Here is a 15,217-nt window from a genome sequence, read left to right as displayed (position 1 = left end):
CGCGCCAACACTCACGAGGGTGTCACGCACCTAGTGGGTACCCTGACAGGGTCCGTGTTTCCCCACAACAGATCTGTCAGGGGACTGGCTGCCTCGATGACGCATTTCAAGACGATCCACCTGCCCGCCCCGCGAGCGGTGCTCGGCAGGGCGGCCCGGCAACTGCTGGAGGCCACTCTCGTTCCGCTGGGCCTGTTCTACCTGCTGTTCGTGCTGGTCGGGATGGAGGGCGGCCTGTTCGCCGCGCTGGGCTGGTCGCTGACGGCGGTGGCGATGCGGGTCGTGCTCCGCAAGGGGGTCCCGGCCGTGCTCGTGCTCACCACGATCCTGCTGGTGGCGCGCACGGTGATCGGCTACCTCACCGGTGACCTCGTGTTGTACTTCCTGCAGCCGACCCTGCAGAACTTCCTGATCGCGTTCGTGTTCCTGGCCTCGGCCTCGCTGGGCCGGCCGTTCATCGCCAAGCTCGCGGGCGATTTCTGCGCACTGCCCGCCGAGGTCACCGGGAACGTGCACGTGCAGCAGTTCTTCCGGCGCGTGTCGCTGCTGTGGGCGCTGGTGTTCCTGGCCAACGGCGTTACGACCCTGTGGATCCTCGCCAGCGCGACCGTCGAGCACTTCCTCGCCGCCAGTACGGCAGGTTCGTACAGCCTCGTGGCGCTGGCCGCCGTGGCCTCGCTGGCCTGGTTCCGCCGTTCCCTGCGCGCGCAGGGGATCCGGCTGCGGCTGGGCGCGCCACCGCGCCCGGATCTCGTCCCGGCCTGAGCGGGGGACTCGCGGGCTGGGGCCGGGGACTCGCGCGGGCGCTAGCCGAACCTTCGTTGCAGTGCGTCGACCGGGCCCGGCGCGAGGCCGCGCAGGCGCGCGGGCAGGCGCAGCCAGCTCGGCACGAACACCTCCGCGCGGCCACGCTCGGCCGCGCGGACCAGGGCTTTCGCGACCCGCTCCGGCGGCACCGGGCGGGGCCTGCGCCGGTCGTACGGCGCGCCGCGCCGGGTGAAGAACGCCGTGTCGACCACACCGGGCACGACCACGGAGACACCCACCCCGCGCCCGGCCAGCTCGTGCCGCAGGCTGCCGGCCAGCACCTGCACCGCCGCCTTGCTCGCGGAGTACGCCGCCTCCCGTGCCACGCCCATGCTCCCGGCGATCGACGAGACCAGCACGATGTGCCCGCGTCCGCGCGCCAGCATCGCGGGGAGCGCGGCCCGTACCAGGCGCAGCACCGACAACAGGTTGACCTGCACCAGCCGCTCGATGTCGGCGAGCGGCATGTCCTCGAACCGGCCTGCCCAGCCCACGCCCGCGTTGCACACGAGCAGGTCGACCTCCCCGGCCTCGGCGAGCAGCCGTGCGGGAGCGTCCGGCCCGGCCAGGTCGGCGGCGCAGGCCCGGCCGCCGGTGCGGCCGGCCACCTCGGTGAGCGCGGCACCGTCGCGGCCGGCCAGTACGACGTGGCAGCCGCGCCGGGCCAGCAGCTCCGCCGTCGCCGCGCCGATCCCGGACGACGCGCCGGTGACCACCGCGCGCGTCCCCGGACCGATCACGCGGGCCGGGGACGCCATCGGGACTCCCGTCCGGAGCGCTGTTCCGCGCTGTCCTCCTCGGCCTGTGCCGCCTGCGGCGCCCGCCTGCTCAGCAGCGTGATCCCGCCGAGCAGCACGGCCAGTGCGAGCACCTGCCCGGCGATCGCGCCGGGGCTGCCGTGCAGCCGCTCGCCGAGCCACAGCGCGCCGACCCCGATACTGACCAGCGGATCGAGCGCGACGATCACCGCCAGCGCGGGAGCGAGCGCCACACCGACCCGGAACGCGTTCTGGTTCAGCACGAATCCGCTGATCCCGCAGGCCAGCACCAGGTAGAAATGCCAGTTCGTGAGCAGCGCGGGCACACCGTGCCGCAGGTCCCCTGCGGCCAGCTTCGCCAGCCCCGCCGTGACGCCGTACAGCACGCCGGTGGCCGTGGCCAGTGCCAGCACCCGGATACGGCCGGGATAGCGCACCGCGGCGGCGATGCAGCCGGCCAGGACCAGCGCGAGCCCGCCGGCCAGCGGCAGTACCTCGCCGAGTGCCAGGGTGTCGTTGCCGCCGGTGGGCCTCGCCAGCAGGAAGAACGCGGTGAGCCCTGCGACGCAGAGACCGGAGCCGAACAGCACCACGCGGTCCGGCCGGTGCCGGCGCAGGATGCTGCTGCTGATCACCGCGAAGACCAGGGCGGTCACCAGCAGCGGCTGCACCATGACCAGCGGCGCGGTGCTGAGCGCGAGCCACTGCAGCGCGATGCCAAGGCCGTTGGCGAGCAGCGACGCCAGCCACAGCGGATGCCGCAGCAGCAGGAGCACCAGCTCGAAGCTCACCGTCCCGCTGATGTCGGTCTGCCGCGCCGCGCGGTGCTGCAGGGCACCGGTCAGGCCGAACGCGGCGGCGGCGAGGACCGCGGCCGGTACCGCGATCCAGAGCGTGGTGCTGCTGCCGTTCATGGGCCGACTTCCTGGGCGAGCTCGGTGAGCGTGCCCGGCAGGGCCGACGCGAGCCCGCGGACCACGTGGGCGTGCCCGGTCGTGCCCGTGAGGCACACTGTGATCCATTCTCCCCAGGTCATCGCGCCCCACGCCAGTCCTGTCCCGGGGGCCAACGCGAGCAGGGGGTAGGCCTCCGCCAGGCGCGCGCCGTGCCAGCGGACCTCCCTCCGCGGTCCGGGCAGCACCGTGCCGACCGCGTTGAACCAGGCGCGGCGGTACACCGCGCGGGCTGCGGCGGCGTGCAACGGCGGGGGCAGCCAGCCCAGCACGCGGACGACGGTGTGCGCGGCCTCCGGCACGGCGGAACCGGTCTGCTCCCGCACCGAGGCGGCGATCAGCGCGGCCCGCTCGCGGGCGGGCATCGGTCCCAGCGGCAGGTCCACGGAAACGGCACCGGTGTGGTTACCCGCGGCGCGCAGGCGCGTCGTGCCACGCAGCGACCACGGCACCATCAGCCGGAACCGGCTCGGTGCGCCGGGCCCCAGCGTGCGCCGCAGCGCTTCGGCGAACGCCGTCTGCAGCAGCTCCGCCGGGGTGACGCCGAGTGCGCTCGCGGCCTGCCGGACCTGCCGTCCGCGCAGCCGCACCAGCTCGTGGTGCCGCCCGGGGCCGGGTGCCCGGCCGTCCAGCGGGCTCGCGGGCGCGCGGCCGGCGGTGGCGAGCCTGCGCAGGCCACGGAGAAGCCTGCGCGGTGCGGGAAAGGGGCCGCCGCTGACCGCGCTCGCAGGTGTGCTCGACCACGAGCGGCCCGCGGCGCCGTCGGTGTCGGCGAGCAGCGCCTGTAGCACGGTCACGCCGTCGCCGAGCGCGTGATGCAGCTTCACGAGCAGTGCCGCACGGCCGTCCGGTAGCCCCGTGACCAGCCGCGCGGCACCGGCGGCACGCGTGAGATCCAGTGCGCTGGAGAAGAACTCGTCGACCGCGCCGGTCAGGCCGTCGGGACCGGTGGCCTTCCCCAGCGCCACCTCGTCGACGAGCGAGCGTGGATCCGTGGCGGGCAACGGTGTCCACCGGGCCCGGCGCAGCGGCCCTGGCCCGCGCAACGTGCCGTCCAGGCCGGGTACGCCGGCGAGCAGCTCACCGGCGTGCTTGGGACTCAGTGCCTGCGGCCCCGGCTCGAACAGCAGCACGGTGCCGACATGCTGCGGCGCCTCTGGTGTCTCCACATGCAGGAACAGCGCGTCCGAGGCGGGCAGCGGCCGCTCGCGCCGCGCGTCCGCGGTGGCGGCGAGATGGCACAGCCCGTCCGCGAGCCGGTGCGCGCCCGCGTGTGCGGACGCCGCCTCCTCCAGCTCGCGCAGGCGGTCCGGCTCTGCGCGGAACTCGCGGATCACTCCGGCGAGCTCGCCGGGCGCCGCGCACACCCTCGCCAGCCCGGCCTCGGCCATCAGCTCCGCGTTGGCGCGGCCGTGCCCGGCGATCGGCTTGTGCATCAGCACGGCCCGGCCGCACGCGAGCGCCTCCAGCGAGGTCGCCCCGCCCGCGTTGGTGACCACGACGTCGGCGGCGGTCATCAGCGCGGCCATGTCGTCGACCCAGCCGAGCACCCGCACCCGGACGTCACCACGGAAGCGGGCTTCGAGGTCGTGCCGCAGGCGCTCGTTGCGCCCGGCCACCACCACGACGTGGATGTCCGGGCCGCCGTCGAGCAGTTCCCGCACGGTGTCCTCGCCCCGGCCGAAGCCGAGCGAGCCGCACGAGACCACGGCGAGCAGTCCGGCCGCGGGCAGGCCGAGCCGGTCCCGCGCCGCCCGCCGGTCGCCGGGGGCGAATGCGGGCGGCACCGGTGGCGCGGACACGGCAACCGGTGCACCGGGGACCGCGTCCCGCGCGGGGCGGACGGCGACCTCGTGCATGACCAGGTTCAGGTCGAGATCCGCGTGCACCCACGACGGGTGCGGCGCGAAGTCGGACACCCACGCACCGGTAGGCACGGTGAGGCCGCGGTGCCTGCGCAGCCATTCCAGCCCGGTGCTCGCCATCGGATAGGTGGACAGCACCAGGTCCGGCCGCAGGTCGTCGATCGCGGGGGCCAGCCGCCTGCCGGTCCACACGCCGATGAAAAGCTTGGCGGCGCGGGCGAACCAGCGATAGCGCCAGACCGACGAGTAGAAGAAGTCGTACAGCCGGGGCAGCCGCTCGACGCTGGTGGCGTAGATCCAGCGGAAGAGCGGCCCGGTGCCCTTTCCCATCGCGTCGAGCACGTCGACCCACCGCACGTCGACGTCCGGCCACTGCGCACGGGCCGCGGCCTCCAGCGCGCGCCCGGTCGCGTTGTGCCCCTCACCCATGTCGGCCGACACGATCAGGATGCGCCGTGGCCCTGTCGGGCCCGAACTGTCAGTCGTGGTCACCACCGCCTACGCCTTTTCCTTGATGTGCGCGACGGCGAGCGTTCCGGCCGTATCTCGAGTTTGGCAGGCACGCTCTACCCATACCCGGAATCCGGGCGAGCACACATCGATCTCACTCGGCGGTGTCAGCCTGCCACGACCGCGGCGCCGCCGCGATCGGGCACGCCCTACTTGCCGAACCCGGCGGTGAGGCCGCTGAGCAGGAACCGCCTTCCGATGAGGTAGACGACGAAGATGGGCAGCACGGACAGCGTGACGGCGGCCAGCAGCGCGGGCACGTTGGTGCCGAACTGCCCCTGGAAGTTCCACAGCCCCAGGGTCAGCACCCGGGTCGACTCCGACTGGGTGAGCACGAGCGGGAACAGGAACCCGTTCCACGCCGTCAGCGACGTGAAGATCACCACGGTCACGATCGCCGGGCGCGCGAGCGGCAGTACCAGGTGCCGCAGCACGCGGAACGCGCCCGCGCCGTCGATGGCCTGCGCCTCGTACAGCTCCCTCGGTACGTCCCGGAGGCTGTTGGTCAGCACCAGGGTGCCGACGGGCAGGGCGAACGCCGCCGTCGGCAGGATGATGGCGGTCAGGCTGTCGTAGAGGTTCATCCGGGTGATCAGCAGGTAGACGGGGATGATCGTGGCCTGTGCCGGAATCGCCAGGCCGGCCAGCAGCAGCGTGAAGCCCCGCTGGACGAGCCTGCTCGTGCTGCGGGCGATGGCGTAGGCGGCGGGTACCGCGAGTCCCACCACGATGAGCACCGTCGCGACAGTCACGACGACGTTGTTGAACAGGTAGCGGGTGAACCCGCCCTCGAGAACGGTCCAGTAGTTCTCCAGTGTCGGGGAACTCGGCGGTGCCAGCGGGTTTCCCGACAGGTAGTCGCTGCGGCTGCGCAGGCTCGACGAGATCATGTAGTAGAGCGGCCCGGCCACCAGGATCAGCCAGATGGTGGCGAGCACGCCGGCGAGCAGGTTCGGGCGCCTGCGGAGGCGAGCGCGCAGCGGACGCCGCCTGCGCGGTGCGCTGACCGGCGGCCGGGGACCGCCGGGACCGGGCGCGGCGACGGGTGTGGTGGTGACGTGTTGCGTGCTCACAAGCCCTCCTGCTGGCTGCTCATCGAGCGGAACCGGCTGATTCGCATCACGAGCAGCGACAGTCCGGTGCCGAAGACGACCAGCAGCACGGCGATCGTGCTGGCGTAGCCCATCTCGAAACCGCTGAACCCGGTGATGTACATGTGCAGCGGCGCGATACGGGTCGCGGTGCCCGGGCCGCCGCCGGTCAGGATGAGCACCGTCTCGAACGTCGTCAGCGTGCCGACGACCATGAGGATCGAAGACGTGATGATCGTGTAGCGCAGCTGCGGAAGCGTGATGTGCCAGAACTGTTTGAACCGGCCCGCGCCGTCGAGGGTGGCGGAGTCGTAGAGGCTGGCCGGGATCGTGCGGGCGGCTCCCTGGTAGAGCAGCGTGTGGAACGGTACGTACTGCCAGGTGATGACGAACACCACTGTGTAGAGGGCGATCGCCGGGTCGCCGAGGAAGAGGATGCCGCCGAGCGGCCCGGCCTGGGTGATGCCGAAGTTCGGATCGAGCAGTGCCTGCCACAGCAGCGCGATCGCGGCCGTGGACAGCAGCAGTGGCAGGAAGAACAGCGAGCTGAGCACCGCGCGGTTGCGCTGCCGGCCCGCCGCCCAGACACCGATCAGCAGGGCGATCGGTGTCTGGGCGGCCCAGGCGAGGGCGGTGAACAGCGCCGTGCGCCACATCGATGCCAGTGCCGCCTCGTCGTTCAGCAGCCGGGACCAGTTCTGCAGCCCGTTCGGCTCCGGCAGGCCCAGCCCGCCCCACGAGGTGAAGCTGAGGTAGACCACCAGAACCATGGGCAGAGCCGCGAAGAGGGCGAAGAAGCCGAACGCGGGCAGTGCGTACAGGGCCGAGGGCCGGTGATGGGCGGTGTGGCTCATGTGGGCGCGGTCTCTCCGGTCGGTGCTTGTCAGTGTTTGTCAGCGCTTGGCGAGCGAGTCGGCGAACGCCTGCGGGGAAAGGTTGCCGAGGAACAACTCCTGCAGCTGGGTCAGCATGAAGGTGGCCTCGTCGGCCGGCAGGTCCTGGTCCCACGAGAGCTGGAAGTTCGGCGCCTGCTGGACCAGCTCGTAGATCCACGTCGTGTACTCGGAGTTCGGGGCGTCCGCCAGCTTGTCCTCGACCCCGGTGACCGCGGGCACGTCACCCGCGTCGATCAGGTCCTGGACGTACTCGGGCTCGTGGAGCTGTGTCGAGACGAACTCCTTCGCGCTGTCCTGAGCCTCGGAGTCCGCGGAGACCGAGTAGAAGTTCGTCGGGTTGCCCACGACGTTGCCCGGATCGCCCTCGCCGCCGGCCACGGACGGGAACGGCACCCAGCCGAGGTCGCCGCGCTCGACGAACTCCGGGCTCTGCCCGAGCTGGTTGACGTACTCCCAGGAGCCCATCAGGTGCATGGCCGCGTCGCCCTGGGCGAGGATGGTGGAGGCGCCACCGACGTCGTAACCGACCGAGGCGTAGTCGTCCCCGAACGCGCCCTGCTGGACGAGTTCCTCGATCTTCGTCATCGACTCGATGACGGCGGGCTGGCGCCAGGCGTCCGGCTCGCCGGCGCGGATCTTCTGGAAGACCTCGGGGCCCCCGATGCGGTCGAGGAGGTACTCGGCCCACATCAGCTCGGTCCACGCCTGCGAGCCGGCCAGCGCGATCGGCTGGACACCCTCGCTCTTGAACGTGTCGACCAGCGAGACCAGGTCCTCCCAGGTCTCCGGCGGCTGCACGCCGGCGTCCCGGAACACCGCCTTGTTGTAGTAGAGGACGACCGGCTGCATCCCCCGCATCGGGACGCCGTAGTACTTGTCGTCGATCTTGGCCGCGTCGAGCACGCTCGGGATGAACGCCTCCTTGAGCTCCGGGTTCTCCTCGAGCATGGGGGTGAGGTCCGCGACGCGGCCCGCGTCGACGTACTCCGCGAGGTTGCCGCCGCCCCAGTTGAAGAACACGTCGGGTGCGTTTGGCGAGCCGAGCGCGACGCGCAGTTTCTGCTTGTAGGGATCGTTGCCGAAGGTCTGCAGCGACGCGTTGCCGCCCTCGGCGTTGAAGGACTCGATGGAGGCCTTCTCGATCGGGTTGAGGACATCGTCCTGCAGTGCCCACACCTCGATGCCGTCCCCGGCACCGGCGGGTCCGGACGTGCCGCACGCGGAGACCAGGGCCATCGCGGTCGCGAGGCCCATCGCGGCCAGGGGCCGCTTCCAAGATCGGCGCAACATTGCCACCGCCATCCTTTCTGCAACTCTGCGGAACTCCGCCGAAGAACTCCGAAGCCCTGAAGACTTCGCGGAGGCAGAGGGTTCGAAAATGTTTCGAAACATTCTCAATTCGCCGAGGACAGTAGGGCGACGGAAGTGCAGTGTCAAGAGTCACAAGGCCGCGCCTTCTACCTGCATAACTGCAGAAAATCGCACGAAGTGCCACGGCGTCGCGGTTCCGAAAACGGTCCTTGTGTTTCGGACTTCTTTCGATAAACTCTGTCCGGCACAACCCACGTCGAGGAGGAGAGATGGCAAAGACGGCGGTCGGTACGCGCCGGGCCACGCTGGCCACCATCGCCGAGGCCGCGGGTGTCTCACTCCCGACGGTGTCGAAGGTGCTCAACGGCAAGGACGACGTGGCGGCCGAGACCCGCGCCCGGATCCTGCGCCTGCTGGAGGAGCACGACTACGTTCCGGTCGGTGGCCGGCGGCCCACCGACGAGACACTGGTGGACCTGGTGTTCACGGCGCTGGACAGCCCGTGGGCGGTGGAGATCATCCGCGGTGTCGTCGAGTCGGGCCTGGACGTGGTGGTCTCCTCGATGGCCAACGCCCCGCACCGCGACCGGTGGGCCGAGTCGCTGGTCAAGTCGCGCCGTGGCGGCGCGCTGCTGGTGACCTCCGAGCTGACGGCCGGCGACCGGCGGATCCTGGAGCGCGCCCGGCTGCCGCTGGTCGTCATCGACCCGGTGGATCTGCCCAGCCCGGACGTGCCGAGTGTCGGCGCGACGAACTGGGCGGGTGGCCTCTCCGCCACCGAGCACCTGCTCGAACTCGGGCACCGGCGGATCGCCGTGATCGGCGGGCCGAGCGGCTTCCTGTGCAGCAAGGCGCGGATAGACGGCTACCGCACCGCGCTCGACCGGGCCGGGCTGGCGTTCGACCCGGAGCTGGTGCGCAACGGCGACTTCCATCACGAGGGCGGCTATCGCCGCGCGCTGGAGCTGCTCCGGCTGCCGCTGCCGCCGACCGCGATCTTCGCGGGCAACGACGAGCAGGCGCTCGGCACCATCGAGGCGGCCAGGGTGTGCGGGCTGGCGGTGCCCGCGGACCTCAGCGTGGTCGGCTTCGACGACCTCCCGGTGGCCCGCTGGTCATCACCGCCGCTGACCACCGTGCGGCAGCCGCTGGCGGAGATGGGCAGGCACGCCGGCCGCATGCTCGCCGGGCTGATCGCCGGCAACCCGCCGGACAGCCGGCGTGTCGAGCTGGCCACGCACCTGACCGTCCGGTCCTCGACCGCTTCGCTCTGATTCCCCGTCCCCGCGCGAGAACCGCGCCGGGCGAACCTGACCCCGCACCCCCGAGGAGCGCAGTGCACGTGAGTGAGCCCCGCCCCGAAGCCGGCCTTTCCCGCACCACCGGAGCGATCTGGGCCGATCCGGGCACGCCCGTCGAGCGGCGGGTCGCCCTGCTCCTCGCGGAGATGACGCTGGAGGAGAAGCTCGCGCAGCTGGTTGGCGTCTGGGTGGGGGTCTCCGAGGCCGACGGCGAGGTGGCGCCCGCGCAGCACGAGTTCGCCGAGCCGTTGCCGGCGTGGGACGAGCTGACCAAGTCGGGTCTCGGCCAGCTCACCCGCGTCTTCGGCACCCGGCCCGTCGATCCGCTCGCCGCCGCCACGGTGCTCGGCGAGACGCAGCGGCAGCTGGTGGCCAACAACCGGCTCGGCGTGCCCGCGATCGCGCATGAGGAGTGCCTGTCGGGATTCACCGCCTGGCAGGCGACCGTGTTTCCCACGCCGCTCGCGTGGGGCGCGGCGTTCGATCCGGAAGCCGTGGAGCGGATGGCCGCCGAGGTCGGCAGGCTGATGCGGGATGTCGGCATCCACCAGGGGCTCGCCCCGGTGCTCGACGTGGCCAGGGATCCGCGGTGGGGCCGCACCGAGGAGACCATCGGCGAGGACCCGTACCTGGTGGGAATGGTGGGCGCGGCCTACGCGCGAGGGCTGGAGTCGGCCGGGATCGTCGCGACGCTCAAGCACTTCGCCGGGTACTCGGCCTCCCGGGGCGGCCGCAACCACGCCCCCGTGGCGGTGGGCAGGCGGGAGTTCGCCGACGTGATCCTGCCCCCGTTCGAGATGGCGCTGCGGCACGGCGGCGCGCGGTCGGTCATGCAGTCCTACGCCGAGGTGGACGGCGTGCCGCCCGCCACGGACGAGTGGCTGCTCACGGAACTGCTGCGCGACACCTGGGGATTCCGCGGCGTCGTCGTGTCCGACTACTTCGCGGTGTCGTTTCTGGAGACCATGCACGGGGTGGCCGGCTCGCCGGGGCAGGCCGCCGCGCTGGCGCTGGCCGCCGGCGTCGACGTGGAGCTGCCGAGCGTGCGCTGCTACGGCGAGCCGCTCGCCGACCTCGTCCGCGCCGGGGAGGTGGACACCGACCTCGTCGATCGGGCGGTCGAGCGGGTGCTGCGGCAGAAGTGCGAGCTCGGGCTGCTCGACGCGGACTGGGAGCCGCGGCCGGCGGCCACGTTGCGCGGGGAACCCATCGACCTGGACCCGCCCGAACTGCGCGACCTCGCGCGGACGATGGCGGAGCGCTCCGTGGTGCTGCTGGACAACCGGGACGCGCTGCCACTGGTCTCCCCGGAACGGGTCGCCGTGGTCGGCCCGTGCGCGGACGACGTGCTCGCGCTGTTCGGCTGCTACTCGTTCCCGAGCCACGTCGGTGTGCAGTACCCCGATTCGCCGCTCGGCCTCGAGGTGACCTCGCTGCTGGACGGCATCCGTGCCGAGTTCCCTGCCGCCGAGGTGGTCTGCGCGGCGGGCTGCACGGTCGACGGCCCCGAGCGCGACGGCATCGAAGCCGCCGTGGCGGCCGCCCGCGGGGCCGGTGTCTGTGTCGCCGTGCTCGGCGACCGGGCCGGGCTGTTCGGCCGCGGCACATCGGGGGAGGGCTGCGACGCCGACGACCTCTCCCTGCCGGGGGTCCAGGCGGAGCTGCTGGACGCCCTGCTCGATACCGGAGTACCGGTGGTGCTCGTCCTGCTCGCCGGCCGCCCGTACGCACTGGGCGCGGTGGCCGGCCGGGCGGCCGCGATCGTGCAGGCGTTCTTCCCCGGCGAGGAGGGCGCGAGCGCGGTGGCCGGGGTGCTCAGCGGACGGGTGAACCCGTCCGGACGGCTGCCCGTGCAGGTGCCGCGCACGCCCGGCGGCCAGCCGGCGAGCTACCTGCACCCACGGCTGGGCGGGCCCACCGACATCAGCTCGGCGGACCCGGCGCCGTGCTTCCCGTTCGGGCACGGCCTGTCCTACACCGCCTTCGGCTACAGCGATCTGCGCATCGGGGACGGCGACGAACCGCGGGTGCCCACCGACGGTGCGGTCGAGATCTCGTGTGTCGTGCGGAACACGGGGGAGCGCCGCGGTGCCGAGGTCGTGCAGCTGTACCTGCACGACCCTGTCGCCAGCGTGACCCGGCCGCTGCGGCAGCTCGCCGGCTTCGCCAGGGTGGAGCTCGACCCCGGCGAGGCGGTCCGGGTGGGTTTCCGGCTGCACGCCGACCGCACGTCCTTCACCGGCAGGAGCGGTGAGCGGATCATCGAACCGGGTGACCTGCGCGCGCTCGTCGGCTCCTCCAGTGAGGACATCCGGCTCGAAGGGGCGTTCACGCTCACCGGCGTGACCCGCGTGGTCGGTTACGACCGCGAGCTGGTGACCCCTGCCACTGTCACGTCCGTACCGTAGCGGGTGAGCCCGGCCGCGCGACGCCGGCCTGGAGCAGCCGGGGAGACGCCGTGAAACCGCGCCGGGCGTAGGCCGGAACGGCCCGGGGACTGGAGTGCACGGTGACGCGCTCCAGCCCGAGCTCCCGCGCGAGTTCAAGGACCGCGTCGATGAGCCGCCCGCCAAGGCCGGTGTCCCGCTCCTCCGGCACCACGTAGACGCACTGCACGTCGCCGGATGCCCGGTCCAGGGCACCGGGAGTGGGCACGCGCCTGGTGACCGCCAGCCACGCCATGCCGATGACCACCTCGCCGCGGACGAGCACGAGGCAGCGGTGCGACGCCGCGTTCTCCGCTGCCCACGTGCGGAAGCGGCGCACGAAGTCGCCGCGCGTGGTGACCGGCGTGCCGTCGTTCTCCAGTACCCACCGCCAGCGAAGCTCCGCCACGGCGTCCAGTTCGCCGTGGCGGGCGGGGCGGACCGCGATGTCGTTCATGCCGCGATTGTCCCGTGCCTGCCGGGGGCCAGGGAGATTTCCCGCGCCGATCCGGTTTCGGTGCGCCGCGACGGGCAACACACGGGAGGTAAGCAACGGCACACGGTGAGCAGGAGCCTCATGTTCGAGCACACGAAACGACTGCAGTTCGAGGCAAAGCCGGAGCGGCCGGATCCGCTCTACGCCAGGAAACTGCAGGAGCTGGTCGGCGGCGCCTTCGGTGAGATGACCGTGACCATGCAGTACCTCTTCCAGGGCTGGAACTGCCGCATGGAGGGCAAGTACAAGGACCTGATCATGGACATCGCGACCGAGGAGATCGGCCACGTCGAGATGATCTCGACGATGGTCGCCCGGCTGCTCGAGGGCGCACCGGCGACCGAGACGACCCGCGCGGTGCAGGACCCGGTGATGGCCGCGGTGATGGGCGGGATGGACCCGCAGCAGGCCATCGTCGCCGGTGGCGGTGCCATGCCGACCAACAGCCAGGGCGTGCCGTGGAATGGCGGCTACATCGTCGCCAGCGGCAACCTGCTCGCCGACTTCAGGGCCAACGTCGCGGCGGAGGCGCAGGGCAGGCTGCAGACCGCCAGGCTGTACCACATGACCGACGACCCGGGCGTGAAGGACATGCTCAAGTTCAACCTCGCCCGCGACACCTACCACCAGAACATGTGGCTGGCCGCGATCGAGCAGCTCAAGCAGGACGGCTACGAGGACACTGTCGCTCCCGGTGCGCTGTTCGACGAGGAGCACCGGGAACACGCGACCAGCCTGTGGAACCTGTCGGAGGGCAACGATTCCGCCGAAGGCGCCTGGGCGCACGGCACCGCACCGGACGGCCAGCACCAGATGGGCATCGTCGAGTCTCCCGAGCCACTCGGCGGCCCCGGCACGGCGCCGCCGCCGAACCCGGACCTCTACGCCACCTACGCGGGCGGCGAGACGCCGCGCGATCCCGAACTGAGCCACGGCAAGGGCATGGTGGGCAAACTGAAGGACGAACTGACCTGACCTGACCCACAACTGCCATGAAAGACTCGTTACTGCGAAAAATGCCGGTAACGAGTCTTTCATGGCAACTAGCGGCTGCGGTGGGGGATCGGCGGGTCAGGTCAGCTCACAGGCGGTCTCCAGCATCAGCGCGTGCACGAACGCCTGTGGCAGGTTGCCGCGCAGCTGGCGTTGCACGACGTCGTACTCCTCGGAGTACAGCCCCGGTGGTCCGCATGCCGACCTGCTTCGTTCGAACCAGGCCCTGGCCTCGGCCCGCTCGCCGCGCCGCAGGCACGCCAGCGACGTGAAGAACCCGCACAGCAGGAACGCCCCCTCGGCCGCATGCAGCGGCCGCCGGTCGTGCCTGAACCGGTACACGTAGCCGTCCTCGGTCAGCTCATCGCGGACCGCGTCGAGCGTGGCGGCGTTGCGCGGGTCCTCGGCGGGCACCGCCCCACGGACCATCGGCAGCAGCAGCGCCGCGTCGACCCGCCCGTCCGCCGGGGAGCGTTGCCAGCGTCCGGTCGGGTGCACGCAGTCGCGGGCGGCATCGGCGACGATGGCGTCGGCGAGTGCGCTCCAGGACGCCGCCTCGGCGCGGCCGGGGCCGGCCGCCGCGATGTTCCGCAGGCTGGCGGCGCAGATGAGTCGCGAGTGCGCCCAGTGCTCGTCGTCGAGTTCCCACACGCCCGCGTCGGCCTCGGTCCACCGTTTCTCGATGGCCGCGACCGCCGTCTGCACCGCCTGCCAGCGCGTGTTGTCCAGGCGGTCGAGCCCGCCCGCCGCGGCCAGCAGCAGCAACGCCTCGCCCAGCGCGTCGAGCTGAAACTGTTCGGCGGCGTTGTTCCCCGTCTTCGGGAAGCCGCCGGGATAGCCGGGCAGGCCCTCCAGCTCGCGCTCCGGCGGTACGGGGCCGCCGTCGACGGTGTACACGGGCCGCAGCCCCGGACCGTCGGCCAGCAGCCGCTCGGTGATCCAGTCGACGTGCCTGTCGAACAGGTCGTCGTCCCCTGCGGTGGCCAGCGCATGCCCCGCATAACACTGGTCGCGGACCCACGTGTAGCGGTAGTCGTAGTTGCGGCCCGTCCTCGCGCGTTCCGGCAGCGACGTGGTGGCGGCCGCGACAAGCCCGCCTTGCGCGCTGGTCAGGCCCCGCTGCACCGCGTAGGCGAGGCGGGCGTCGCGGGATCCGACGACCCCGTCCAGCCGGGGCACCTGCGCTCGCCACTGATGTTCGGTGACCTCCCAGGCGCGGTCGGGATCGGGCGGCGGGCCGTCGAGTGGCCGGTCGGAGATCTCCAGGACCAGATCGTGCTGCCCGCCCGCCGGAATCGAGAGAGTCGCCGCCAGCCCGGCGCCGGAGTGCCGGGCCCGCGGGCAGCCGGACCACCGCAGGTACAGCTCGCCCGCCCGCGCGCGCCAGCATCCCTGTTCCTGGGTGATCTCACGCATTGGCCACCGGTCGAACCCGGCGCGGGGATCGAGCTCCACGATCACCCGGGCATCGCCCTCCACCGCGTGGAGACGGCGCAGCAGCACTAGTCGCCGCGAATCGCCGGGCAGCGCCAGTGCCTCGCGGCATTCCACGGTACCGCCCGACCGGCGCCACCTGGACCGCCAGATCAGGGAGCCGTCCTCGTAGAACCCGCCCGGCACGAACCAGGGGTCGGCGGGGCGTACGGTGTACCGACCCTCGCCGCCGAGCAGCCCGGTGAAGACGGCACCGGAGTCCCACCTGGGGGCGCACAGCCACACGATCTCGCCGCGCGGTCCGATCAACGCTCCCCGTTCCCCGTCGGCGAGCAGCGCGTACTCGCGGAGGATCTTCGGCACGGGCGTCATAGTG

Annotated in this window: 12 protein-coding genes; 4 read left to right on the top strand and 8 right to left on the bottom strand. The window is 72.0% G+C overall.

Features of this window, described 5'->3' with window-relative positions; translation table 11 throughout:
* Positions 1-96 precede the first annotated feature (96 nt).
* Complete coding sequence (locus JAP66_RS14990) at positions 97-765, top strand: VC0807 family protein (RefSeq protein ID WP_199432325.1); 669 nt, start codon at positions 97-99, stop codon at positions 763-765.
* Positions 766-806: 41 nt separating this feature from the next.
* On the opposite strand, the gene JAP66_RS14985 is transcribed toward JAP66_RS14990, so the two are convergent.
* The 6 genes from JAP66_RS14985 to JAP66_RS14960 form a co-directional block, all read right to left on the bottom strand.
* Positions 807-1,547 carry an SDR family NAD(P)-dependent oxidoreductase gene (locus JAP66_RS14985; protein ID WP_199432389.1) on the bottom strand — a complete coding sequence of 247 codons (741 nt, stop codon included), beginning with the start codon at positions 1,545-1,547 and terminating at the stop codon, positions 807-809.
* Complete coding sequence (locus JAP66_RS14980) at positions 1,544-2,479, bottom strand: DMT family transporter (protein WP_199432324.1); 936 nt, start codon at positions 2,477-2,479, stop codon at positions 1,544-1,546. Before JAP66_RS14980 ends, JAP66_RS14985 begins: the two co-directional genes overlap by 4 nt.
* Entirely contained in the window at positions 2,476-4,878 is a 2,403-nt protein-coding gene (locus JAP66_RS14975) for a wax ester/triacylglycerol synthase domain-containing protein (RefSeq protein WP_307849566.1), read from the bottom strand. The genes JAP66_RS14980 and JAP66_RS14975 overlap by 4 nt, the downstream gene beginning before the upstream one ends.
* Positions 4,879-5,042: 164 nt before the next feature.
* Entirely contained in the window at positions 5,043-5,966 is a 924-nt protein-coding gene (locus JAP66_RS14970) for a carbohydrate ABC transporter permease (RefSeq protein ID WP_307849565.1), read from the bottom strand.
* Positions 5,963-6,838, bottom strand: a complete 876-nt coding sequence (locus tag JAP66_RS14965; RefSeq protein WP_199432323.1) for a carbohydrate ABC transporter permease — start codon at positions 6,836-6,838, stop codon at positions 5,963-5,965. The genes JAP66_RS14970 and JAP66_RS14965 overlap by 4 nt, the downstream gene beginning before the upstream one ends.
* A gap of 39 nt (positions 6,839-6,877) precedes the next feature.
* Positions 6,878-8,170: an ABC transporter substrate-binding protein gene (locus tag JAP66_RS14960; protein WP_199432322.1), complete on the bottom strand. Its 1,293-nt coding sequence runs from the start codon at positions 8,168-8,170 to the stop codon at positions 6,878-6,880.
* A 290-nt stretch (positions 8,171-8,460) separates the two neighbouring features.
* On the opposite strand from JAP66_RS14960, the gene JAP66_RS14955 reads away from it, so the two are divergent.
* Both JAP66_RS14955 and JAP66_RS14950 read left to right on the top strand, forming a co-directional pair.
* Positions 8,461-9,465, top strand: a complete 1,005-nt coding sequence (locus tag JAP66_RS14955; protein WP_199432321.1) for a LacI family DNA-binding transcriptional regulator — start codon at positions 8,461-8,463, stop codon at positions 9,463-9,465.
* Between the two features lie 68 nt (positions 9,466-9,533).
* The gene (locus tag JAP66_RS14950; RefSeq protein ID WP_372448971.1) at positions 9,534-11,900 is read left to right on the top strand and encodes a beta-xylosidase/alpha-l-arabinosidase; all 2,367 of its coding nucleotides are present in this window, start codon (positions 9,534-9,536) and stop codon (positions 11,898-11,900) included.
* On the opposite strand, the gene JAP66_RS14945 is transcribed toward JAP66_RS14950, so the two are convergent.
* Positions 11,884-12,375 carry a GNAT family N-acetyltransferase gene (locus JAP66_RS14945; RefSeq protein WP_199432320.1) on the bottom strand — a complete coding sequence of 164 codons (492 nt, stop codon included), beginning with the start codon at positions 12,373-12,375 and terminating at the stop codon, positions 11,884-11,886. The genes JAP66_RS14950 and JAP66_RS14945 overlap by 17 nt on opposite strands.
* Before the next feature lie 120 nt (positions 12,376-12,495).
* Here JAP66_RS14945 and JAP66_RS14940 point away from each other — a divergent pair, with 120 nt between their 5' ends.
* Positions 12,496-13,389 (top strand): manganese catalase, encoded by an 894-nt coding sequence (locus tag JAP66_RS14940; RefSeq protein ID WP_199432319.1) that lies wholly within the window; start codon positions 12,496-12,498, stop codon positions 13,387-13,389.
* Positions 13,390-13,485: 96 nt separating this feature from the next.
* Here JAP66_RS14940 and JAP66_RS14935 read toward each other — a convergent pair whose 3' ends face one another.
* Entirely contained in the window at positions 13,486-15,213 is a 1,728-nt protein-coding gene (locus JAP66_RS14935) for a glycoside hydrolase family 15 protein (RefSeq protein WP_199432318.1), read from the bottom strand.
* Between the last annotated feature and the right edge of the window lie 4 nt (positions 15,214-15,217).

The sequence above is a fragment of the Qaidamihabitans albus genome, from assembly GCF_016464705.1.
Taxonomy (GTDB): Bacteria; Actinomycetota; Actinomycetes; order Mycobacteriales; family Pseudonocardiaceae; genus Qaidamihabitans; species Qaidamihabitans albus.
This window is presented reverse-complemented; position numbering and strand designations above follow the sequence as displayed.